Below are 20,335 nucleotides of genomic sequence, written 5' to 3' on the forward strand. Positions count from 1 at the left end.
AGCCGGTGCAGCTGCAGTCCTTCGACCCGTCCCTCGCCGCCACGGTGAGCAGCTGGGCCCCCTCGGCCGAGGAGGTCCGGTCCTGGTGCGCCCGCAGCGAGGCGCCGGTGCCGCCGGAGGTCGTGGCCGGCTGGGGCGAGGCCGACGACGTCGAGGCCTACCTGCTGGTCGACGACGGCACCCCTGCGGCCTACGGCGAGCTGTGGCTCGACGAGGAGGAGGGTGAGGTGGAGCTCGCCCGACTGCTGGTCGACCCCGCCGGGCGGGGGAGGGGCCTCGGCCGCCGGCTGACCCGGCTGCTCGCCGAGCGCGCCCGCGAGGCGCACCCGGCGCTGGCCACCGTCTGCCTGCGGGTGCTGCCCGACAACGTCGCCGGGCACCGCGCCTACCTCGCGGCGGGTTTCGCCTTCGTCGACGCCGAGACCGAGCAGGCCTGGAACGCCGGACAGCCGACGGCGTACCGCTGGATGGTGCTGTCGGCGGACGCCTAGGCCAGGACCCCTCCGACCGGGGCGGAGCCGCCGCTCGGCCCCCTCCGGTCGGAGGTCTCGTCGGTCAGCGGTCGTCGCAGACCGCCCAGCCGTAGACGGTGATGGTCCCGTCGAGGGCGGTGTCGAGGCGGACCACCTCGCCGACCCCGTCGTCGAGGGGGAAGGACTCGAGGAGGCGGACCCCGGTGTCGGTGTCACTGACGACCTCCTCGCCGGCGGGACAGTCGACGACCCATGGCTGGGCGACTCCGTCGTGGACGACGCGCTCGGCGACGCTGTAGTCCGCCGGGTCGCCGGCCGCGATGGGCAGGTTCGCCGCGGGGTCGATCCCGCGTCGGGCATCGTCGTGGTCCTGGACGAACCCTGCGCCGGCGGCCGCCGCGACGACCGCCATGGCCGCGGTCGTGAGCAGCAGCGCGGAGCGGGAGGCGCTCGGTCTGGCGCGTCCGGGTTCGGATGTGGTGCTCATGGTGATCTCCTTCAGGTACTGGTGTCTGGTGTGTGGTGTCTGGGTGGGTCGGCGAGCGTGGTCAGCCGCGCCGGGCGGTCAGGAGCAGGTACTCCCACCCCGTGACGTGGCCGTCCCGCTCGTGGCGCCGGCCGAGCTCCAGCAGGGCGTGGTCCAGCTCCGCGGTGCGCCCGGGATCGTCGGCCAGGTGGGCGTAGGCCGCGATCGTCGGGCCGTAGCTGGCCTTGAAGAACTCCAGGAAGCCCTCGGCGTCGGTGAAGTGGTGGTCGGCGAGCTGCCGGCGCTCCCAGGCCACGTCGGTGACCCGGTCGCCCAGCAGTGCCAGCACGTGGTCGGGGTCGCCCCACAACGGCGGCGGCTGGGCCCCTGCCGGCGGTGCCGGGACGAAGGGGCGCATGGTCGCGAACATCTGGCCGATGAAGCCGGTGGGCGTCCAGCTGAGCAGTCCGATCCGGCCGCCGGGCCTGGTGACCCGGACCAGCTCGTCCGCAGCGACCTGGTGGTGCGGGGCGAACATGACCCCCACGCAGGACATCGCGACGTCGAAGGACGCGTCGGCGTAGGGAAGGGCCTCGGCGTCGCCCTGCTCCCAGCGGAGCGCGACCCCCGCCCGGGTGGCCTCGGCCTGCCCCTGCTCGAGCAGCCGCGGGACCAGGTCGCTGGCCACGACGTCCGCCCCACGCCGGGCAGCCGGGATGGCGGCGTTGCCGCTGCCGGCGGCGACGTCGAGGACCCGCTCGCCCGGCTCGACCCCGAGGGCCTCGACGAGGGCCGGGCCCAGGGAGGGGATGACCTCGCGGGCGACGGAGGCGTAGTCGCCGGACGCCCAGACGGCCTCGTGCTTGGCCTTCAGCGGGTCGGCGAGGACCTCGGGCCGGGTGACGACGGTGGTGCTCATGACGGGTTCCTTCCGGTAGCGAGTGCGGTGTCGACGGCGGCGTACCGGTTCCCGGTACGCCGCCGCCCACGGAGGAGCTGGTGGACAGCGCCGAGCCCGCGGGGTGCGTGCCGGGAGGGCCTGGCGCCGGCCGTACGCCGACGGGCCTCGGCCTCCTCCAGGCGCCGGGTCATGTGGGCCCGGACGACCAGCGGGTCGGTGAGGTGGTTCATGACCGAGACGCTAGGAACCGGCAGGGGTCGTGGACTTCGCTCGAACCGGCCATTTCGGCGCGGCGGGGGATGGCCCGCTCGGGCCAGCGTCACGGGAACCCGGCACCGGACGGTCGTCGGCTCGACCGCCACCTGCCGGCACCCCGGGTGCGTGGCCCTACTCGGTGGCGATCGCCTCGAGCACCTTCATCCGCGAGGCGCGGACGGCCGGCACGATCGCCGCCAGCACCCCGAACAGCACTGCGATCAGCAGGAACACCACGAGGTTCTGCAGCGGCAGGGCGAGCTCGGTCAGGTCGTCGGAGAGCGACTGCCGCAGCAGCACGCCGATCAGCAGGCCCACGGCCATGCCGAGGACCGAGCCGAGCACGGCGATGGTCACCGACTCCAGGGTCACCATCCGCCGCAGCCGCGGCCGCGAGAGGCCGACGGCGCGGAGCAGGCCGATCTCCCGGGTGCGCTCGATGACGCTGAGGCTCAGCGTGTTGATGATGCCGATCACCGCGATCACGATCGCCAGGGCCAGCAGCCCGTAGATCATGTTGAGCAGCAGGTTGATCTGGTCCTTGATGCTCTCGGCGAACTGCTCCTTGTCGAGGACGGTGACGATCGGCACGTCGGCCACGACCTCGTCGAGCTCCGCCTGCACCGTCGCCGGGTCCGCCCCCGATGCGAGGGTGATGCTGACGCTGGTGTCGGTGCGCTTCACCCCGACGTCGGCGAGCACCGTCAGGGGCACGTTGACCGGTCCGATGACCGGGGTGCGCTCGGTGATGCCGATGACCTCGACGCTGGTGGCCCTGCCGCCGGGGAACGCCAGGTCCAGCGTGTCTCCCACCCAGACCCCGTAGTCGTTGGCGGCGTCGACGGTGAGCAGCGCCTCCTCGCCGGCCAGCGCCTGGGCGCCGGCCACCATCTCCAGCTCGTAGATCTCGTCGTAGCCCTCGGACAGGCCGACGAGCAGCTGTGGCTCCTCGTTGATCAGGGCCGGCGTCCACTGGTCGCGCGAGATCGCACCCACGCCGTCGACCCCCGCCATGTCGTCGCCGATGCCGGTCGGGAAGCTCTGGAAGTTCGCGGACTGCACGAGGAAGTCGGCGGCGAACTGGTCCTCGACCAGCTGGTCGGTCGTCTTGCTCATCGACGCCGCCAGGGTGCCGACCGCCGAGACCAGGGCGAGTCCGATCATCAGCGCCGACGCGGTGGCGCCGGTACGCCGCGGGTTGCGCAGCGCGTTCTCGCCGGCCAGTCGGCCCGTGGTCCCGAAGACCCGGCCGAACAGGCTGCGGCACGCGACGAGCAGGGGGTGGCCGATGACCGGGCTCAGGGCCGCGGCGGTGAGGATCCACAGCACCGCGGCGGCACCGATCCACGCGGCGTCGGGGCCGGGCGGCTCCATCAGCCCGATGGCGGCCAGGATCCCGCCGAGCAGCGCGACCCCGAGCCCGATGAGCGCGCGGCGGCGCAGCGACCCCTCGGCCGGGGCGGCCACCTCGTCGCGCATCGCGGCCACCGGGGCGGTGCGCGAGGCCCGACGGGCGGGGAGGTACGCCGAGGTGAGGGTCACGGCCAGGGCGACGGCGTACGCGAGGGCGACGGTCGTGGGAGTCAGCCCGAGCACGTCGCCGTTGATGTCGAGCCCCACCGCCCGGAACAGCTGCGCCAGCCCGCGCGCGAGCAGCAGCCCGAGCCCGATGCCGACGGAGGCGCCGATCAACGCCATCAGGGCAGCCTCGAGCAGCACCGAGCGGCGGACCTGGGCGGCGGCCGCCCCGAGGGCGCGGAGCAGCGCCAGCTCGCGCACGCGCTGGGCCACGAGGATGTTGAAGGTGTTGGCGATGATGAACCCGCCGACCAGGATCGCGATCACCGCGAAGGCCACCAGGAACGTGGAGATGACGTCGAGGAACTGGCCGACGGTCTCCTGCGACTCCTTCGCCACGGTGTCGCCCTCCACCGCGTCGTACTCGCGCGGCAGCACCGCCTCGGCGGCGTCGACGAGCTCGGCCTGGCTGACGCCGGGGCCGGCCGTGAGCGCTGCGCTCGTGAACACGTCGCGACCACCGAGGAACAGCTCCTGCGCCCCGTCCTCGGAGAAGATCAGCAGCACCGCCCCCGCCGTGCCGCCGCCGTTGAACTCCGCGGTGCCGGTCATCCGCAGGGTCTTGCGGACCGTGTCGATGGAGTCCCCCGCCGGGGCGATCACCCTGACCTCGTCACCCACCTCGTAGCCGGAGGCCTCCGCGGCGCCGGTGTCGAGCACGACGTCCGTGGGGCTCGTCGGCCACTCGCCCTCCACGAGGACCAGCGATGGCTCCCCGAGCAGGTTGGGGGTGTCGTTGTAGTTGAACGCGATGGTGGGGGCCCCTTGGCCGCCGACCAGCTTGTCGTCGGTGTCGAGCAGGTACATGCCGAGCCCGTCGACCTGTCCGTCGGCTCGGTCCACCTCCGGCAGGGCGGCGAGCTCCTCGATCACCGCCGGTTCGAGGACGGAGGTGTTGCCGATGCCGATCGACTCGAAGGACTCGGTGCCGGTGGGACGGACGAGGGCATCGGGGGTCGAGCCCTCGATGATCCCGTCGAAGGTCGCCCCGAGGCCGTTGCTGAAGGTGAGGACACCGGTCAGGAACCCCATGCCGAGCACGATCGCGAGCGTGCTCATGAACAGCCGGACCTTGCGGGCCAGCAGGTTCCGCAGCGTCAGGCGGAGCACCTCAGCCGGCCTGCGGGGTCAGCCGGGCCATCTTCTCCAGGATCCCGTCGCGGTCGGGGTCGTGGAGCTCCTCGACGATCCGGCCGTCGGCCAGGAAGACGACGCGGTCGGTCCACGCCGCGGCCACCGGGTCGTGGGTGACCATCACGATCGTCTGGCCGAAGTCGTCGACGCTGCGCCGCAGGAAGCCGAGCACCTCGGCGCCGCTGGTGCTGTCGAGGTTGCCGGTCGGCTCGTCGGCGAAGACGATCGAGGGCTGGCTCACCAGCGCACGGGCGCACGCCGCCCGCTGCTGCTGCCCACCCGACATCTCGCTCGGCTTGTGGTGCAGCCGGTCACGCAGCCCGACGGCGTCGACCACGCGGTCGAACCACTCCGGGTCCGGCTTCCGGCCGGCTAGCGCCAGCGGCAGCGTGATGTTCTCCTCGGCGGTCAGCGTCGGCACGAGGTTGAAGGCCTGGAAGACGAAGCCGATCTGCTCGCGCCGCAGCGTGGTGAGGGCCTTGTCCTTGAGCTGTCCGAGCGGGGTGCCGTCGACGTACGCCTCCCCGCTGGTCGGGGTGTCCAGGGCCGCCAGGCAGTGCATGAGCGTCGACTTCCCCGACCCGGAGGGGCCCATCACGGCGGTGAACTCCCCGGCGTACAGCTCGATCGAGACCCCGTCGAGCGCCCGCACCTCCGCCTCGTCGCGCCCGTAGATCTTCACCAGATCCTGCGCACTGGCGGCGACCGTGCGGGTCCCCTCCCTCATCGTCGTCATGGGGAAAGCCTCCCGCGGCGCGCAAGCGGCGGCAATCGGGTGTCGACCGGAGGCCGACCCTGAGTCGAACCCTGACCCGGCCCCCGACGTGGCCCCACGCCTACGATCCGGGCCATGACGGAGCAGCAGGGCAGGCTGGTCCTCGTCGTCGGGATGCCGGGGTCGGGCAAGACCACGCTGGCGCGGCGGCTGGCGCCGGACCTCGGGGCGGTGCGCCTCGACCCCGACGCGTGGCTGGTCGGGCTCGGCCTCGATCCCCACGACCTGCCACGCCGGGGACGGCTCGAGGCGCTGATGTGGGACCACACCCGGGACCTGCTGCGTCTCGGGGCGGCCGTGATCCTCGAGTCGGGTCTGTGGGTGCGGTCCCGGCGCGACGCGACCCTGGCCGGTGCCCGGGAGGTCGGTGCCGCCGTGGACCTGCACCTGGTCGACGTGCCGCTGGAGGAGAGGTGGCGCCGCATCGAGGCCCGCAACCACGAGCCGGGAGCGGTCGTGATCACCCGCGACCAGCTCGAGACGTGGGCCGCCCACTGGGAGCGACCCACGGACGAGGAGCTGTCCGGATACGACCTCGTGGAGTGGCATCGCGACTTCTGACCACCTCGTGTGGGCACAATGGAGGCATGGCTCCGCTCGTCGTGGCGCATCGCGGGGCGAGCCACGGGGTCGCCGAGCACACCCTGGGTGCCTACCTCGAGGCCCTCGACGTCGGCGCCGACGGCCTCGAGTGCGACGTGCGGCTGACCGCCGACGGCCATCTGGTCTGCTACCACGACCGGAGCCTGTGGCGGACCGGCAGCACCCGCAGCGTGCTGTCGACGATGGACCTCGCCGACCTCGACCAGCTCGAGTTCGCGTCGTGGAAGAACCCCTGGGCCGACCTCGACGACGAGGCACCGGTCCGCGACACCCAGCTGGACCGGATGCTGACGCTGCGCAAGCTCCTGGAGACCGTCGCTGACTGCGGTCGCCGGGTCGAGCTGGCGATCGAGACCAAGCACCCCACGCGCTACGCGGGCCTGGTCGAGCGGCGCCTGGTGGAGGAGCTGCGCCGCTTCGGCTGGGACCGTCCCGACAGCCCCGTGCGGGTCATGAGCTTCTCCTACGTCGCGCTGCAGCGCGTCGAACGGCTGGCACCCGGCCTGCGGCTGGTGATGCTGATCGACCGCGCCCGCCACTGGCCGGTGCTCAAGCCCGTGCTGGGCCGGACGTGGGAGCTCGGCCCCGGCATCGACCAGCTGACCCGCCACCCCCAGTTCGCGCGGCGGATGCAGCGCAGCGGCCGCCGGCTGAACGTGTGGACGGTCAACGACGACGCCCAGCTGCAGCTCTGCCTCGACCTGGGCGTGACCACCCTCATCACCGACCGCCCGGCGTACCTCCTGGAGCAGCTGGGTCGCTGACCATGGCCTAGCCTCCGGGGCATGGGAAAGCGTTCACGCACCAGGAGCCGGGAGCAGGCAGCCGACGGGGAGGTCGGGCCGCGGCAGCCGTGCCCCTGCGGCTCGGGCCGCCGCTACAAGCACTGCCACGGGGCGCCCGGCGGTGCCGCCCCGGTCTTCGTGCAGCGGCCCCTCGAGGGGATGCCGTCGGAGTGCGACCTGGTGGCACTGCGCGAGCTGGTGCCGGCGGCGACCGCGCCTCTCCCGCTCACGGGGGAGCACGCCGACCGGTCGGTGCAGCTGTGCACGTTGCTCCCCGGCGCTGCGCCGGCGATGGTGCGCGAGAGCGGGGAGGTGTGGCTGGGCCTGCAGGTGGTGCACAACTTCGGTGACCCCTCGCGCGACCTCGCGGCGGTGCTGCTGGAGGCCCTGGGGCAGTCGGAGGCGGGACCGGTCGGCCTGGGCAGCGACCCCGGCGAGGGTCCGCGGCTGCAGGACCTGGTCGCCGACGAGCCGCTGCGGATCACGGTCCACGACGGCTTCGACTACTGGGTGGCCGACCTGCCGGACTCCTCCGAGCTGGCCGCCGCCCTGGAGCAGGCCAACGACCAGGTGGACCCCACCGACCGGTTGACCTCGGTGGAGGCGGCGTACTGGACCAACGTCGGGAGCAAGGAACACCTGCGCTGGGTGATGCCGGAGCCCGAGGGGCAGCTGCTGGACGCCCTCGCGCGCCTCCACGAGGCCGACCGCGACCGGCTGGTCCCGGACTCCCGCCTCGTCGGCATGTTCCGGGCGCACGGGCTGCTCGCGCCGGTCTGGGACCTGCCCGTCGGGACCGGCGCAGAGGCGCTGGAGGAGCCCGCGGAGCGGTTCGCGAAGGACCTCGCCGAGGCCCTCGCGGAGCCTGCGGACCTCACGGCCGAGCAGCGCTCGGCCCGCAACGGGCTGGCCAACCGCCAGGTCACGATCCGCTGAGGTCCAGACCAGTCGAAATGCGACGTAGGACACACAGAACTCGCAGTTGTGCGGTCCCTTGGGTGGCAGGTAGCGTTGGTCTCGACCCGGTCGTTGTTGTCTCCCCCGTCGGCAACGGCCGGGTCGTTCTATGCCCGAGCGCGGCGCTGAGCTCGCGAAGCGCCGATCCGCGAGGGGTTGAGGAGCGCTCGGCTCGGGCCGGAGCCCGCGACGGCCAGAGCGACGCGTCTCGAAACCCCAGCCGTCGAAGCGGATGACCCACCCGCCCCAACAGCCCCAGCAGCCTCAGTCGACCGGCAGCGGCTCCCGCGACACGGGGCAGCTCATGCACCTCGGCCCGCCGCGGCCCGAGCCCAGCTCCGAGCCGGCGATCCGGACCACCTCGATCCCGGCCGCCTCGAGCCGGTCGTTGGTGCCGTCGTTGCGCTCGTAGGCGACCGCGATCCGCGGCCCGAGGGCGAGGGTGTTGTTGCCGTCGTCCCACTGCTCCCGCTCCGCGGTGACGGGGTCGAGCCCGGTGTCGATCTGGTGGAGGGTGTCGATCTCCATCGCCTTGGCGGCCGCGACCAGGAACGGCTCGGCGTCGGCCACCTGCAGCGTGAGGGTGTCCTCGGACTCGTCGGGGTCGGGCGCCGTGACCGCGTGGGCCTGCAGCGAGTCGGCGACGTTCGGGTACATGACGATCTTGTCGACGTCGACCATCGTGCAGACGGTGTCGAGGTGCATGGTCGCCCGCTCCTGCGCGATCGGCACCGCGAGCACGGTGTGGGCCAGCCGGGCGTGGAAGACCTGCCGGGCAAACCGCTCCACGCCGGCGGGCGTGGTCCGCTCGCCGACCCCGACCGCGATCACGCCGGGCGCGAGCAGCAGCACGTCACCGCCCTCGACGTGCTCGTGGTGCCAGCCGTGGATCTTGCGGGTGCCGACGAAGCGTGGGTGCTCGGTGTAGATCAGCTCGGTGAGCTGGGTCTCGCGGGTCCGGGCCGGCATCGCCAGCGACGTCACGGCCACCCGGTCGCGCACCCACACGCTGGAGTCGCGGGTGAACAGCAGGTTGGGGAGCGGGTCGATGAGGAAGTCGTGCGGGTCCAGCAGCGAGGTGACCAGACCGTGACCGCCGCGCACCTCGTCGTTGCGGATGCCCGCGGTGAGGTAGGACGTGAGCTCGGCCGGGCTGGCGTCGCGGAGCGCGTGTGCGAGGTAGGCGCGCAACGTGTCGCCGAGGTGCAGCCCGGAGAGGGCGGTGGTGATCGCGTGGTTGCGGGCGTGCTCCTGCTCCAGGGTCTCGGTGAGCAGCTCGGTGAGGTAGAGGACCTCGACGTCGCGGGACCGCAGCGCGTCGGCGAAGGCGTCGTGCTCCTCCTGGGCGCGCGCCACCCAGGGGATGCCGTCGAACAGCAGCCGGTCGTTGTTGCGGGGCGTCAACCGCTTGAGCTCGTCGCCGGGGCGGTGCAGCATCACGGTCTGCAGCCGCCCGACCTCGCTGTCGGCACCGTGGGGCAGGTGGGTCATGGGTCGCACTCTAGTTGCCCCCCCACGACGCCGGCCCGTCACTCCGGCCGGTCGCCCTCCTGCCACTGGCGGCGGCGCACCAGCCAGGGCTCGAGGTGCCGGTAACCCTTCACCGACTGGCGTCGCAGCCGCCGGAACTTCAGGTCGCCACGCTCGGCGTACGGCGAGAGCTCGGCGAGCTCGTCGGCGGCCCGGTCGATGAGGCGTGCGAGCGGGGTGCCGTCGGGGGCGGTGTCGGGAGGCTCGTCGTGGCCGGTCAGCGCGTCGAAGGCGCCGCGGTCCACCAGCACCGCACCTGGTCGCGCGATCGAGGTCAGCCGCGAGGCGATGTTGACGGTCGGTCCGAAGACGTCACCCAGCCGGCTCGTGACGTCGCCGAAGGCGACGCCGGCGCGCACCCGCGGGAAGTCGTCGTCGCCGTCCTCGCCCCGCTCGGTGAGCGACAGCGCCACGTCGACGGTGGCGCGGGGCTCGTCGGTCACGAAGAGGACCTCGTCGCCGATGGTCTTGATCACCCGACCGCCGACGTCGACGACGCGGCGCGTCACCTCGTCCTCGAAGCGTTCGACCAGGTCGACCAGCTCCGACTCGGTGAGGTTCTTGCTCTGGCTGGTGTATCCGACGATGTCGGTGAAGCAGACGGCCTGCCGGCTCTGCGTCGCCCCGTCGGCCTGCGGCAGCAGGCGCTGCGCGGCGCTGACGAGGTGGCGGCGCCACACGTAGTCCTGCAGCTTGCCGACGTTGGGGAGCACGCTGCCGAGCAGCTCGTCGAGGCGCTGCTCCGGCTCGTCGTCGGACAGCGCGATCCCGGCGAGCAGGCTGACCTGCCACTCCGCGAGCCGGGCGAAGCTGCGACCCCAGGTGCGGACGAGGGCTGCCTGCGAGTCGGGCTCGAGGATGCCCAGCGAGACCAGCTCGGCGGTCCGCTTGAGCGCCTTGACGTCGTGACGGGTGAACGCCACGTCGTCGTCGTCGGTGTGGGGGAACCCGAGCTGGCCCCAGAGCTCCTCGGCCAGCTCCAGGGGGACGCCGGCCTTGTCGGCGACCTGGACCCGGGTCAGGGTGCGCCGTGCCCCGAGCAGGTGGTGCTCGAGGTCGCCCGGGTCGAGGCCGTCGGCCTCCGGCTGCTCGTCCTCAGTGCCCACGGCGGGCCACCGGCGTCACTGCCCCAGCCGTTCCTTCGCCGTCCGGTCCAGCGCCTCGGCGAACGCCGGGACCTCGTCGCGCAGCTGGTTGACCTGGTCGCGCGTGAAGTGGATCAGCTCGACCTTGGTCAGCGTCACGATCGAGGCGTTGCGGAGCTTGTTGGCGACGATCGCTCCCTCGCCGAAGATGTCGCCGGCGCCGAGCCGGGCGATCTCCTCACCCTCGCGGCGGACCGACGCCTCGCCGCTGAGGATGATGTAGGCCTTGTCCGCCGGGGTCTTCTCCCAGATGGGGGACCAGTCGGCGGGGAGCGTCACGTGGGTGCCGGTGTTCTTGATCTGGTCGACCTCACGGTCGGTGAAGCCTTCGAAGATCGCCATGTCCTGCGGTGCCTCCTCGTCGTGCCCTCCCGCTGCAGCCGATACTCCCGAAGCCGGCGGACGCTGTCCAGCGATCCCGGTGTGACGTGTAACTCCGGGTTACACCACCTCAGCCGAGGAGCTCGTACGCCGTCAGGCCGGCCAGCAGCAGGCAGACCGCGGCACCGGCGTAGTGGAGGGTGTGCAACGGCACGACGCGGAGCAGCGCCCGCCCGACCAGCACGGCGAGCCCGCTGACGGCGAGCAGGGCCGTGAGCGCGCCCGCGAACACGCTCAGCGGGTCGTCGTAGCGGGCGACCAGGGTCAGGGTGAGCAGCTGTGACAGGTCGCCCCACTCGGCGGCGAACAGCACGAGGAAGCTCACCCCGACGGCGCGCAGACCGGTTGCCGGGGTCGCCCGCACCTCGAAATCCTCCTGCGAGGCCACGTGTCGGCTGCGTCCCTCACGGAAGAGCAGGACCGCCCCGCCCAGGAACAGCAGCAGCGCCAGCCCCCGGACCGCCGTGGTCGGCAGCAGCGAGACCGCCGTCCCGAGCCCGACGGCGACCGCTGTCTGCACCGTGAAGGCGAGCGCGACACCCACCCACACGAGCACCGGCCGGAGCCGTGTCGACAGCACGAGGGTGGCGATGAACGTCTTGTCGGGCAGCTCGACGACGAAGACGGTGCCGAGCGCGACCGCCGCGACGACCAGGTCCATCAGCCGAGGAACCGACGGCTCGCGGCCACGGCCTCGGCGAGGACGTCCGCGACGGGCCGGTCGAGCGCGACCGCTGCGCGGACCACCTCGTCGTACTCCGGCATCGCGTTGACGACCTCGCCGCCCTGGCGGGCGAGCTTCACCGAGATCGTGTGGCCCGCCACGACGACGTGCGTGGTCTCGCGGTCGAGCGCGTGCTTGCGCAGCACCGTCTCCCGCAGCCCGATGGTCGAGGTGTGGCGGAAGAACGTGGCCCGGACCGCCTCGGCGCGGGCCGCGTCGACCAGCACCGAGAGCGTGTGGGCGGGGCGGCCCTTCTTCATGAGGATGGGGGTCAGCCACGCGTCGCTGGCGCCCGCCGCCAGCAGCGCCGCGATCACCTGCGGCCACACCCGCGGGTCTAGGTCGTCGACGTTGGCCTCGAGGAGCAGGGGTGCGTCGGCGGGCCGGTCGGCGGGCTCGCCGAGGAGGAGGCGGAGCACGTTGGCGTGGCCCTCCGGGTCGCGGCCGCCGGCGCCGGTGCCGACCCTGTCGACGACCATCGCGGGCTGGGGGCCCCAACCGGTGGCGAGGCCGGTCAGCAGTGCCGCACCGGTGGGGGTGCACAGCTCGGTGGCGGGCGCACCCGCCGGCCCGGCGTACGACGGGACGCCGCGGAGCAGCTCCACCACCGCAGGCGGCGGCACCGGCAGGGTCCCGTGGGCGCCCTGGACCGAGCCTGACCCGACCGCCACCGGTGAGACGACCACGTCGTCCGCGCCCACCCACGCGAGCCCGGCACACACCCCCACCACGTCGGCGATCGAGTCCAGCGCCCCCACCTCGTGGAAGGCGACCTCGAGCGGGTCGCTGCCGTGGACCGCGCCCTCGGCGGCGGCGAGCCGCTCGAAGACGGCCGTGGCGCGCCGCCGGACGGATTCGTCGAGGTCGGCGTCGTCGAGCAGCTGCCGGATGTCGCGCCACGTCCGGTGGTGGACCGAGTCGGCGACCTCGACGTGGCAGCGGGTGGCGGCGAAGCCGTTGCGGTCCACCTGCTCCACCCGCAGCGTGACCGGCTCGGGGCTGACCGCGTCGACCGCGGCCTGCAGCACCTCCAGGGGTGTCCCCGCGCCGAGCAGCGCGCCGAGCAGCATGTCGCCGCTGGCTCCCGAGGAGGCGTCGATCCAGGCCCTCACCGGGCCGCCTGCCGGGCCACCCGGGCCGCGAAGACGCCGGCGCCGTAGCCGTTGTCGATGTTGACGACCGTGACGCCCGGCGCGCAGGAGTTGAGCATGCCGAGCAGGGCGGCGATCCCGCCGAGGGAGGCGCCGTAGCCGATGCTGGTCGGCACCGCCACGAGGGGTACGCCGACCAGGCCGCCGACCACGGAGGGCAGGGCGCCCTCCATGCCGGCGACGACCACGAGGCAGTCGGCCCGTTCGAGCCGGTCGCGCACGCCGAGGATCCGGTGGAGCCCGGCGACGCCGACGTCGGTGACCTGGTCGACCGCGGCCCCGTGGACGCGCGCCGTGAGCGCCACCTCGGCAGCCACGGGCCCGTCGGAGGTGCCGGCACTGACGACGGCGACCGTGCCGCGGGCGGTCGGCAGCGGGCCGAGCGTCGCCGCCCGGGCGAGCCGGTCGACGGTGGCGCCGGCCCGTTCGACGGCGTGGAGCGCCTCGTCGGAGAGCCGGGTCGCGAGCACGGCGCGGTCGGGGTGGTGCTCGTGCAGGGTCTGCAGGATCGCGACCACCTGCTCGGGGGTCTTGCCGGCGCCGTAGACGACCTCGGCGTCGCCGGTGCGGGCCGCGCGGTCGACGTCGACGCGCGCGAACCCGAGGTCCTCGACACGGGGGTCCGGGCGGGGGTCGCGGTGGTCGGGGCTCACTCGCCGCGCTCCCGGGCGGCGGGGTAGACCCCGAGGATCTTCACGTCGTCGGTGAAGAAGCGCAGCTCCTCCAGGGCCCGCGCCAGGGGAGGGTCGCTCGGGTGGCCGTCGACCTCGGCGAGGAACTGGGTGGCGGCGAAGTGGCCGCCGACCATGTAGCTCTCGAGCTTGGTCATGTTGACCCCGTTGGTCGCGAACCCGCCCAGCGCCTTGTAGAGCGCGGCGGGGATGTTGCGCACGTTGAAGACGAACGACGTCACGACCGGACCGTTGCCCGCGGGGGCCTCGACCAGCTCGCGCGAGAGCACCACGAACCGGGTCGTGTTGTGGTCCTCGTCCTCGACGTCCTCGCGCAGCACCTCGAGGCCGTAGATCTCGGCGGCGAGCGGCGGGGAGATCGCGGCCTGGCTCGGGTCACCCATCTCGGCGACCTCGCGGGCGGCGCCGGCGGTGTCGCCGGACACCACGGCCGAGAGGCCCAGCTCCCGGATCGCCTTGCGGCACTGGCCGAGCGCGTGCACGTGACTGTGGACGGTCTTCACCGAGTCGAGCGTGGAGCCGGGGACGCCGAGCAGCACGAACTGGATGCGCAGGAAGTGCTCGGCGACGATGTGCAGGGTCGAGCCGGGCAGGAAGTGGTGGATGTCGGCGACGCGGCCCGCGATCGAGTTGTCGATCGGGATCATCGCCAGGGCAGCCTCGCCCGTCTCGACGGCGGCGAAGACGTCCTCGAACGACGCACAGGCGAGTGCGTCGTGGTCGGGGTAGTGCTGCCGGCACACCAGGTGCGAGTTGGCGCCGGGCTCGCCCTGGTAGGCGATGCGTGGAGCGGTCACCGGGGCAGTTTCCCACGCGGTGCTCGCGCTTCCACCGGCCGACCGGCTCTCGGCCCTAGGGTCTGCCTCGTGGAGATCGTGTCGGTGCTCGCACTCGTCGTCGCGTCGCTGGCTCTGCTGCTGACCGTCGTGGCGCTCCGGCGTACCCAGCGCGGTCGCGGCGCGGGGGCGGACGCCCTCCCGGACGACGTGCACGGGCTGCGGCAGGAGGTCGCCGCACTCAAGCGGGAGGCCGGTGACGCACTGCGCCACCTGGCGGTCGTGCGCTACGACGCGTTCGGCGACATGGGGGGCCACCTGTCCTGGTCGCTGGCGCTCCTCGACGACGGCGGGCACGGCGTCGTGGTCACCTCCATCCACGGCCGCAGCGAGGCCCGTACCTACGCCAAGAACATCTCCGGCTGGGCGTGCGAGCAGCAGCTGTCGCCGGAGGAGGAGGAGGCCATCACCCATGCCCGTCCCGGGTGAGGCCGGCCCGCCCGACATGAATCCGCTGCGACGTACGGCGACCCGGGTCGGGGCCACGGACCGACTGCGTGACCATGCCGACCGGCTGGTCCGGGTCGACCGGGCCGTGCGCCGGGTCTCCGGCGGACGGGTGACGCTGCTCGCCCTCGCCGGGCTTCCCGAGATCTACCTGACCGTGCCCGGCCGGGGGTCTGGGACGCCGCGCACACGGGCGCTGCTCGGGGTGCGCAGCAACGGCGGCTGGCTGGTGGTCGACTCCAACTGGGGCCGCGACGAGCCACCGGCCTGGGCGGGCGACCTCGTCGCGGCCGGACGCGCCACCGTCGAGCACCGTGGGCACCACACGACCGTCGTCCCCCGCCTGCTGTGCGGGGAGGAGCGTGCCGGGGCCTGGCGGCGGCTGGTCGACGCCTGGCCACCCTTCGAGTCCGACGCGGCGCGCACCGCTCGGGAGCTCGACGTCTTCTTCCTCGAGCCCGCGCCCTGAACGGAGCGCTCAGGTCAGCGGGTCAGCGGGTCAGCGGGGGACCCGCACCAGCAGTCGCCCGTGCAGGCACTCCATCCGCAGCGTCCGGCCGGGTCCGACGGCGTCGCCGTCGAGCTGGCGCGGGGTGTCGGAGTGGGCACGGATCTCGACGGTCCGGCCGGTCATCCGGTTGATGGTCTCGTCGGTGCGCGACCGCTTGGCCAGCACGCGGAACGCCAGCGGCACCCACGACAGGAACCGCTTGGGATGGAGGATCACGACGTCGAGGAGGCCGTCGTCGATGGCTGCGTCGGGGAGCAGCGGCATGCCGGCCTGGAGGAAGCCGACGTTGCCGACCACGACGGTCCGGGCTCGGTGGCGCGTGAACTCCCCGCCGTCGACGGAGACGTCGACGCGCACCGCCGGGAACATCAGCGCCTTGAGCGCGGAGAAGACGTAGGCGATCCACCCCACCTTCTTCTTGATGTCCTCGTTGACGCCCTCCATGATCGCCGCGTCGAAGCCCATCCCCGCCATCACCATGAAGTGGGTGCCGGCCTCGATGCCGTCGCCCTCGACGCGGACGAGGTCGATCGCCCGGTCCTGGCCGTTGAGCGCGACGTCGACGGCCGAGCGCAGGTAGAGCGGGATGTCGAGGTTGCGGGCCAGCAGGTTGCCGGTCCCGGCCGGGACGACGCCCACGGGGATGCCGGTGCCGGCGAGCTCCGCGCAGACCTCGCGCACGGTCCCGTCGCCGCCGCACACCAGGACCAGGTCGGCCCCACTGATCGCGGCCGCCTCGGCCATGCCGGTGCCGGAGTCCTCGACGGTGGTGAAGTGCCACGTGGGGGGTGACCAGCCGGACTCGGCGGCCATCCCGGAGACCAGGGCGCGGAACTGTCCGACGTCCTCGACCTTGGAGGGGTTGAGGATCACCGCGACCCGGCGTCCGGTGGTGATCACGTCCGGCAGGGGGTCGGCCTTGACGGCGTGGCCGGGCGGCTCGGGAGGAAGGAAGGCCAGCACGAGCAGGACGGTGCCGACCCCGAGCAGCGTCCCGCCCACGACGTCGGTCGGGAAGTGGCGTCCCAGCAGCACCCGGTCGAGGGCAACGACCAGCCACAGCGCGGTCATGGAGACCAGCACGGCGCGCCGCATGGACGCCCGGCGTACGAAGATCCACGCGAGGACCACGAGGACGCCGGCGAACGCCGTGACCGAGGAGGTGTGACCTGACGGGAACGACTTGGTGGTCAGCGCCTCGAGGGCGTTCTGCCACTCGGGTCGGTCCCGGCTGAGCCCCAGCTTGACGGCGGTCGTGACCGCAGCAGTCAGCCCCATCACCACGCCCGCGTAGAGGCCCGCCCGGACCTGACGACGCAGCAGCAGCACACCGGCGACGAGGATGGTCGCGACCGTCATCGCCACGGTGGCGGTGAGGACCTCGGTCCAGCGGAGCACCGTGATGATCCAGTCGTGGTCGTCGGCCCAGTTCTCGGCCTGCCGACCGAGCTGGTCGAAGCCGTCCAGGGGGGAGCGGTCGCGGGTGACCAGCAGCGCCAGCACCGCGAACAGGCCCAGGAGCGCACCGCTCCACGCCAGCAGGCGGGGTCGGGAGCGCTCGATCACGCGGGACAGTATGGCCGCAACCGGCGCGCGGACCGGCATCGCCTCCGCGTACCCTTCACGCCATGATCGACCCCCGCATCCTGCGCGAGGAACCCGACCGCGTGCGCGCCGCCCAGGCCAAGCGCGGCCTCTCCGCGGACGTCGTCGACCAGGCGCTCGCGGCCGACGTGGCGCGGCGGCAGGCGATCGCGGAGTTCGAGTCCAGGCGGGCCGAGCAGAAGCAGATGGGCAAGCAGGTGGCCCAGGCCCAGGGTGAGGAGAAGCAACGGCTGCTCGCGGAGGTCAAGGAGCTCGCGGGGGCCGTCAAGGACGCCGAGGCCGCCCAGGGCCGGGCCGAGGCCGCGTGGCGCGAGGCCGTGATGAGCATCCCCAACCTGGCCGCGGACGAGGCGCCGGCCGGGGGCGAGGACGACTACGTGGTGCTCGAGCACGTCGGCGAGCCCCGCGAGTTCGACTTCGAGCCCCGCGACCACGTCGAGCTCGGGCGGCTGCTCGGCGCGATCGACCTCGAGCGCGGCGCGAAGGTCTCGGGTTCCCGTTTCTACTTCCTCACCGGTGTCGGCGCCCAGCTGGAGTTCGCGCTGGTCAACCTCGCCCTCGACCAGGCGCGCGACGCCGGGTTCACCCAGGTCGTGGCACCGTCACTGGTCAAGCCGCGGGCCATGGAGGGCACCGGCTTCCTCGGCCAGGCCGCCGACGACGTCTACCGGATCGAGGGCGAGGACATGTACCTCGTCGGGACCTCCGAGGTCGCGATGGCCGCCTACCACTCCGACGAGATCCTCGACGCCGACCGCTTCCCGCTGCGCTACGCCGCCTTCAGCCCCTGCTTCCGCAAGGAGGCGGGGTCCCACGGCAAGGACACCCGCGGGATCATCCGCGTGCACTGGTTCGACAAGGTCGAGATGTTCGTCTACACCACGCTCGAGGAGTCCTTCGCCGAGCACCAGCGGCTGCTGGCCTGGGAGAAGGAGTTCCTCGACAAGCTCGAGCTGTCCTACCGCGTCATCGACACCGCGGCCGGCGACCTGGGCCTGTCGGCCCAGCGCAAGTTCGACTGCGAGGCCTGGATCCCCACCCAGGGCCGCTACCGCGAGCTGACGTCGACGTCGAACTGCACCGACTTCCAGTCGCGGCGGCTCGACATCCGGACCCGGGCCGACGGCCAGACGGTCCCCGTCGCGACCCTCAACGGCACGCTGACGGCGATCCCGCGCGCGATCGTCGCCGTGCTCGAGACCCACCAGAACGAGGACGGCTCCGTGACGGTCCCGCAGGCCCTGCGGCCCTACCTCGGCGGTGTGGAGGTGCTGAAGCCCGTTGTCTGAGCGCTGGCAGCCGCGCCTGGTCGCGCTGGACATCGACGGCACCCTCCTCAAGTGGGTCGAGGGTGCCGGCGCGACCTACGAGCAGATCCCCGAGGTGACCTACGACGCCGTACGCCGCGCCCAGGCCGCCGGCGCCCACGTCGTGCTCGCGAGCGGCCGGTCGCCCCACGGCATGACGCGGATCGCGGACCTCCTCGGCCTCCACACCGACGGCCTCGACCCGTTGTGGGTGGTGGCCTCCAACGGCGCCGTGGTCTTCCGCTACCCACCGGTCGAGGTCGTCCACGAGGACACCTTCGACGCGCGGCCCGCGGTCGAGGCGGTGCTGCGCGAGCACCCCGGCGCGCTCGTCGCCGTGGAGGAGCGCGGGGTGGGCTACCGGGTCAACCGTCACTTCCCCGACGGCGAGCTCTCCGGCCGGATGATCCTCACGAAGGTCGAGGAGCTGGTGGCCCAGGAGGTCAGCCGCGTCATCATCCGCGACCCCGACGCGACGGCCGAGGACTTCGTCGAGCTGGCAGCCCGGCTCGGGCTCCACGGCACCGACTACGTCGTGGGCTGGACCGCGTGGCTGGACCTCTCGCCCGTGGGGGTGTCCAAGGCCTCCGGGCTGGAGCACGTCGCGCGCGAGCTCGGTGTGGACCGGTCCGAGGTGCTCGCGGTCGGCGACGGGCGCAACGACATCGAGATGCTCCGGTGGGCCGGCCGCGGCGTGGCCATGGGCCAGGCCGTGGAGGAGGTCCAGGCGGCCGCCGACGCCGTCACCGGCACCGTCTACGACGACGGGCTCGCCACCGAGCTCGACCGGCACTTCCGATGACCCTCCCGGAGCGCATCGCCACCGCGCGGCTGCGCCTCGTGCTCGTCACCCCGCAGGACGCCGCCGACATGCGCGCGGGCCGCCGCCAGGACCGGTGGCACCCGGCGTACCCCCGCACCGACGACGTCGACGCCGCCACGCTGGTCCGCGCCGACGACCCGTGGGGCCCGCGGCACGTCGTGCTCGGCCACGAGGCGGTCGGCACCATCGGCTGCTTCGGGCCGCCGGAGGACGGCGAGGTCGAGGTCGGCCTCGGGCTCGTGGAACCCGTGCGCCGGCAGGGTGTCGCGAGCGAGGCGCTGCGCGGCCTGGCCGCCGCGACCGACGCGCTCGGGGTGCGGCTCCGGGCGACCGTCGCGCCCACCAACACGGCCGCGCTGCGGCTGCTGGCGGGCTGCGGCTTCACCCAGCTGCGGCCGGGCACCCCGGAGGGCGAGCTCGTGATGGCACGCCCGCTGCCCGACGGTGGCTGAGGTGCGGCTGCCCCGGCTGGTCGCCACCGACCTCGACGGCACCCTGGTCCGGTCCGACGGCACCGTGTCGGCCTACACCCATGACGTCATCGCCGAGCTCGACGCCCGTGGCGTGCCGGTCGTCTTCGTCACCGGACGCCCGCTGCGGTGGGCCGAGGAGGTCTTCGACTACGTGGGCCACCACGGGCTGGCCGTGATCAGCAACGGCGCGCTCGTCTGGGACGTGGCGCGCGACCGGGTCGACCTCACCCGCAGCATCGCCGTCGACGACGGGGTGGCGGCCTGCGAGCTGATCCGGAGCGCCATCCCTGACACGTCCTTCGCCGTGGAAACCCTCGCCGGGATCGCCCTGGAGCCGGGGTTCCTCGAGCGCCACCGGCTGCCCGAGGGCAGCCCGCGCGGCCCGCTGGCCGACATCTTCGACGCGCCGGCGCTGAAGCTGCTCGCCCGGCACGAGCGGCTGGGACCCCAGGAGTTCTGGGACGCCGCGCAGGAGGCCGTCGGCGACCGGCTCGTGGTCACCTGGTCCTCGACCGGGTCGCTGCTGGAGATGAGCGCCCCCGGCGTCACCAAGGCCTCGACGCTGGCCCAGGTCTGCGACCGGCTCGGGGTCGACCGCCTCGACGTGGTGGCCTTCGGCGACATGCCGAACGACCTACCGATGCTGGAGTGGGCCGGCACGGCGTACGCGATGGCGAACGCCCACCCGTCCGTCCTCGCCGCCGCCGACCACGTGGCTCCCGACCACGACGAGGACGGGGTCGCACGGGTGCTGGCTGGCCTCTACGAACCGTGATCTGTGAC

Annotated in this window: 23 protein-coding genes; 10 read left to right on the forward strand and 13 right to left on the reverse strand. The window is 73.2% G+C overall.

Features of this window, described 5'->3' with window-relative positions; translation table 11 throughout:
• Positions 1-5: 5 nt before the first annotated feature.
• The gene (locus K6T13_RS00565; protein ID WP_222895885.1) at positions 6-491 is read left to right on the forward strand and encodes a GNAT family N-acetyltransferase; all 486 of its coding nucleotides are present in this window, start codon (positions 6-8) and stop codon (positions 489-491) included.
• Positions 492-555: 64 nt separating this feature from the next.
• On the opposite strand, the gene K6T13_RS00570 is transcribed toward K6T13_RS00565, so the two are convergent.
• From K6T13_RS00570 to K6T13_RS00590, 5 genes are all read right to left on the reverse strand, one after another.
• Positions 556-960, reverse strand: a complete 405-nt coding sequence (locus K6T13_RS00570) for a hypothetical protein (protein WP_222895886.1) — start codon at positions 958-960, stop codon at positions 556-558.
• A 61-nt stretch (positions 961-1,021) separates the two neighbouring features.
• Positions 1,022-1,858 (reverse strand): class I SAM-dependent methyltransferase, encoded by an 837-nt coding sequence (locus tag K6T13_RS00575; RefSeq protein WP_222895887.1) that lies wholly within the window; start codon positions 1,856-1,858, stop codon positions 1,022-1,024.
• On the reverse strand, positions 1,855-2,070 hold the full coding sequence (locus K6T13_RS00580) for a hypothetical protein (RefSeq protein WP_222895889.1): 216 nt from the start codon (positions 2,068-2,070) through the stop codon (positions 1,855-1,857). The genes K6T13_RS00575 and K6T13_RS00580 overlap by 4 nt, the downstream gene beginning before the upstream one ends.
• Before the next feature lie 157 nt (positions 2,071-2,227).
• Positions 2,228-4,783 carry an ABC transporter permease gene (locus K6T13_RS00585; RefSeq protein ID WP_222895890.1) on the reverse strand — a complete coding sequence of 852 codons (2,556 nt, stop codon included), beginning with the start codon at positions 4,781-4,783 and terminating at the stop codon, positions 2,228-2,230.
• Position 4,784: 1 nt separating this feature from the next.
• A complete protein-coding gene (locus tag K6T13_RS00590) occupies positions 4,785-5,543 on the reverse strand; it encodes an ABC transporter ATP-binding protein (RefSeq protein ID WP_249423869.1) in 759 nt (252 codons plus the stop codon).
• 114 nt (positions 5,544-5,657) lie between these two features.
• Between K6T13_RS00590 and K6T13_RS00595 the strand changes: the two genes are divergently transcribed.
• Genes K6T13_RS00595 through K6T13_RS00605 form a run of 3 tightly spaced genes read left to right on the forward strand, consistent with a single transcriptional unit; the run spans position 5,658 to position 7,906 of the window.
• The gene (locus K6T13_RS00595; RefSeq protein WP_222895892.1) at positions 5,658-6,143 is read left to right on the forward strand and encodes a P-loop nucleotide/nucleoside kinase family protein; all 486 of its coding nucleotides are present in this window, start codon (positions 5,658-5,660) and stop codon (positions 6,141-6,143) included.
• A 26-nt stretch (positions 6,144-6,169) separates the two neighbouring features.
• Positions 6,170-6,949 (forward strand): glycerophosphodiester phosphodiesterase family protein, encoded by a 780-nt coding sequence (locus K6T13_RS00600; protein WP_222895895.1) that lies wholly within the window; start codon positions 6,170-6,172, stop codon positions 6,947-6,949.
• A gap of 21 nt (positions 6,950-6,970) precedes the next feature.
• The gene (locus tag K6T13_RS00605) at positions 6,971-7,906 is read left to right on the forward strand and encodes a DUF5926 family protein (RefSeq protein WP_222895899.1); all 936 of its coding nucleotides are present in this window, start codon (positions 6,971-6,973) and stop codon (positions 7,904-7,906) included.
• 285 nt (positions 7,907-8,191) lie between these two features.
• Here the strand turns inward: K6T13_RS00605 and K6T13_RS00610 are convergent, their stop codons facing one another.
• From K6T13_RS00610 to K6T13_RS00640, 7 genes are all read right to left on the reverse strand, one after another.
• Positions 8,192-9,418 (reverse strand): arginine deiminase, encoded by a 1,227-nt coding sequence (locus K6T13_RS00610; protein WP_222895902.1) that lies wholly within the window; start codon positions 9,416-9,418, stop codon positions 8,192-8,194.
• A 38-nt stretch (positions 9,419-9,456) separates the two neighbouring features.
• Positions 9,457-10,563 (reverse strand): adenylate/guanylate cyclase domain-containing protein, encoded by a 1,107-nt coding sequence (locus tag K6T13_RS00615; RefSeq protein ID WP_222895905.1) that lies wholly within the window; start codon positions 10,561-10,563, stop codon positions 9,457-9,459.
• A gap of 15 nt (positions 10,564-10,578) precedes the next feature.
• A complete protein-coding gene (locus K6T13_RS00620; RefSeq protein ID WP_222895908.1) occupies positions 10,579-10,944 on the reverse strand; it encodes a cyclic nucleotide-binding domain-containing protein in 366 nt (121 codons plus the stop codon).
• A 109-nt stretch (positions 10,945-11,053) separates the two neighbouring features.
• Complete coding sequence (locus tag K6T13_RS00625) at positions 11,054-11,644, reverse strand: TMEM165/GDT1 family protein (protein WP_222895910.1); 591 nt, start codon at positions 11,642-11,644, stop codon at positions 11,054-11,056.
• Positions 11,644-12,819 carry a nickel pincer cofactor biosynthesis protein LarC gene (gene larC, locus K6T13_RS00630; RefSeq protein ID WP_222895913.1) on the reverse strand — a complete coding sequence of 392 codons (1,176 nt, stop codon included), beginning with the start codon at positions 12,817-12,819 and terminating at the stop codon, positions 11,644-11,646. The genes K6T13_RS00625 and larC overlap by 1 nt, the downstream gene beginning before the upstream one ends.
• Positions 12,816-13,511 carry a nickel pincer cofactor biosynthesis protein LarB gene (larB, locus tag K6T13_RS00635; RefSeq protein WP_222895917.1) on the reverse strand — a complete coding sequence of 232 codons (696 nt, stop codon included), beginning with the start codon at positions 13,509-13,511 and terminating at the stop codon, positions 12,816-12,818. Before larB ends, larC begins: the two co-directional genes overlap by 4 nt.
• Positions 13,508-14,347, reverse strand: coding sequence for a prephenate dehydratase (locus K6T13_RS00640; RefSeq protein ID WP_222895920.1), 840 nt, complete (start codon positions 14,345-14,347; stop codon positions 13,508-13,510). The genes larB and K6T13_RS00640 overlap by 4 nt, the downstream gene beginning before the upstream one ends.
• 69 nt (positions 14,348-14,416) lie before the next feature.
• Here K6T13_RS00640 and K6T13_RS00645 point away from each other — a divergent pair, with 69 nt between their 5' ends.
• Positions 14,417-14,815 (forward strand): DUF4446 family protein, encoded by a 399-nt coding sequence (locus tag K6T13_RS00645; protein ID WP_249423870.1) that lies wholly within the window; start codon positions 14,417-14,419, stop codon positions 14,813-14,815.
• Complete coding sequence (locus tag K6T13_RS00650; RefSeq protein ID WP_222895923.1) at positions 14,799-15,302, forward strand: nitroreductase family deazaflavin-dependent oxidoreductase; 504 nt, start codon at positions 14,799-14,801, stop codon at positions 15,300-15,302. The genes K6T13_RS00645 and K6T13_RS00650 overlap by 17 nt, the downstream gene beginning before the upstream one ends.
• Positions 15,303-15,332: 30 nt before the next feature.
• Here K6T13_RS00650 and K6T13_RS00655 read toward each other — a convergent pair whose 3' ends face one another.
• Complete coding sequence (locus K6T13_RS00655) at positions 15,333-16,910, reverse strand: bifunctional phosphatase PAP2/diacylglycerol kinase family protein (protein WP_249423871.1); 1,578 nt, start codon at positions 16,908-16,910, stop codon at positions 15,333-15,335.
• 62 nt (positions 16,911-16,972) lie between these two features.
• Here K6T13_RS00655 and serS point away from each other — a divergent pair, with 62 nt between their 5' ends.
• The 4 genes from serS to K6T13_RS00675 are packed head-to-tail and all read left to right on the forward strand — an operon-like array spanning position 16,973 to position 20,327.
• Complete coding sequence (gene serS, locus K6T13_RS00660) at positions 16,973-18,238, forward strand: serine--tRNA ligase (RefSeq protein ID WP_222895929.1); 1,266 nt, start codon at positions 16,973-16,975, stop codon at positions 18,236-18,238.
• Positions 18,231-19,058, forward strand: a complete 828-nt coding sequence (locus tag K6T13_RS00665) for an HAD family hydrolase (protein ID WP_222895930.1) — start codon at positions 18,231-18,233, stop codon at positions 19,056-19,058. Before serS ends, K6T13_RS00665 begins: the two co-directional genes overlap by 8 nt.
• Positions 19,055-19,531 carry a GNAT family N-acetyltransferase gene (locus tag K6T13_RS00670; protein WP_222895933.1) on the forward strand — a complete coding sequence of 159 codons (477 nt, stop codon included), beginning with the start codon at positions 19,055-19,057 and terminating at the stop codon, positions 19,529-19,531. The genes K6T13_RS00665 and K6T13_RS00670 overlap by 4 nt, the downstream gene beginning before the upstream one ends.
• Before the next feature lies 1 nt (position 19,532).
• Positions 19,533-20,327 carry an HAD family hydrolase gene (locus tag K6T13_RS00675; RefSeq protein ID WP_222895936.1) on the forward strand — a complete coding sequence of 265 codons (795 nt, stop codon included), beginning with the start codon at positions 19,533-19,535 and terminating at the stop codon, positions 20,325-20,327.
• Positions 20,328-20,335 lie beyond the last annotated feature (8 nt).

The organism is Nocardioides coralli (assembly GCF_019880385.1).
Classification (GTDB): Bacteria; Actinomycetota; Actinomycetes; order Propionibacteriales; family Nocardioidaceae; genus Nocardioides; species Nocardioides coralli.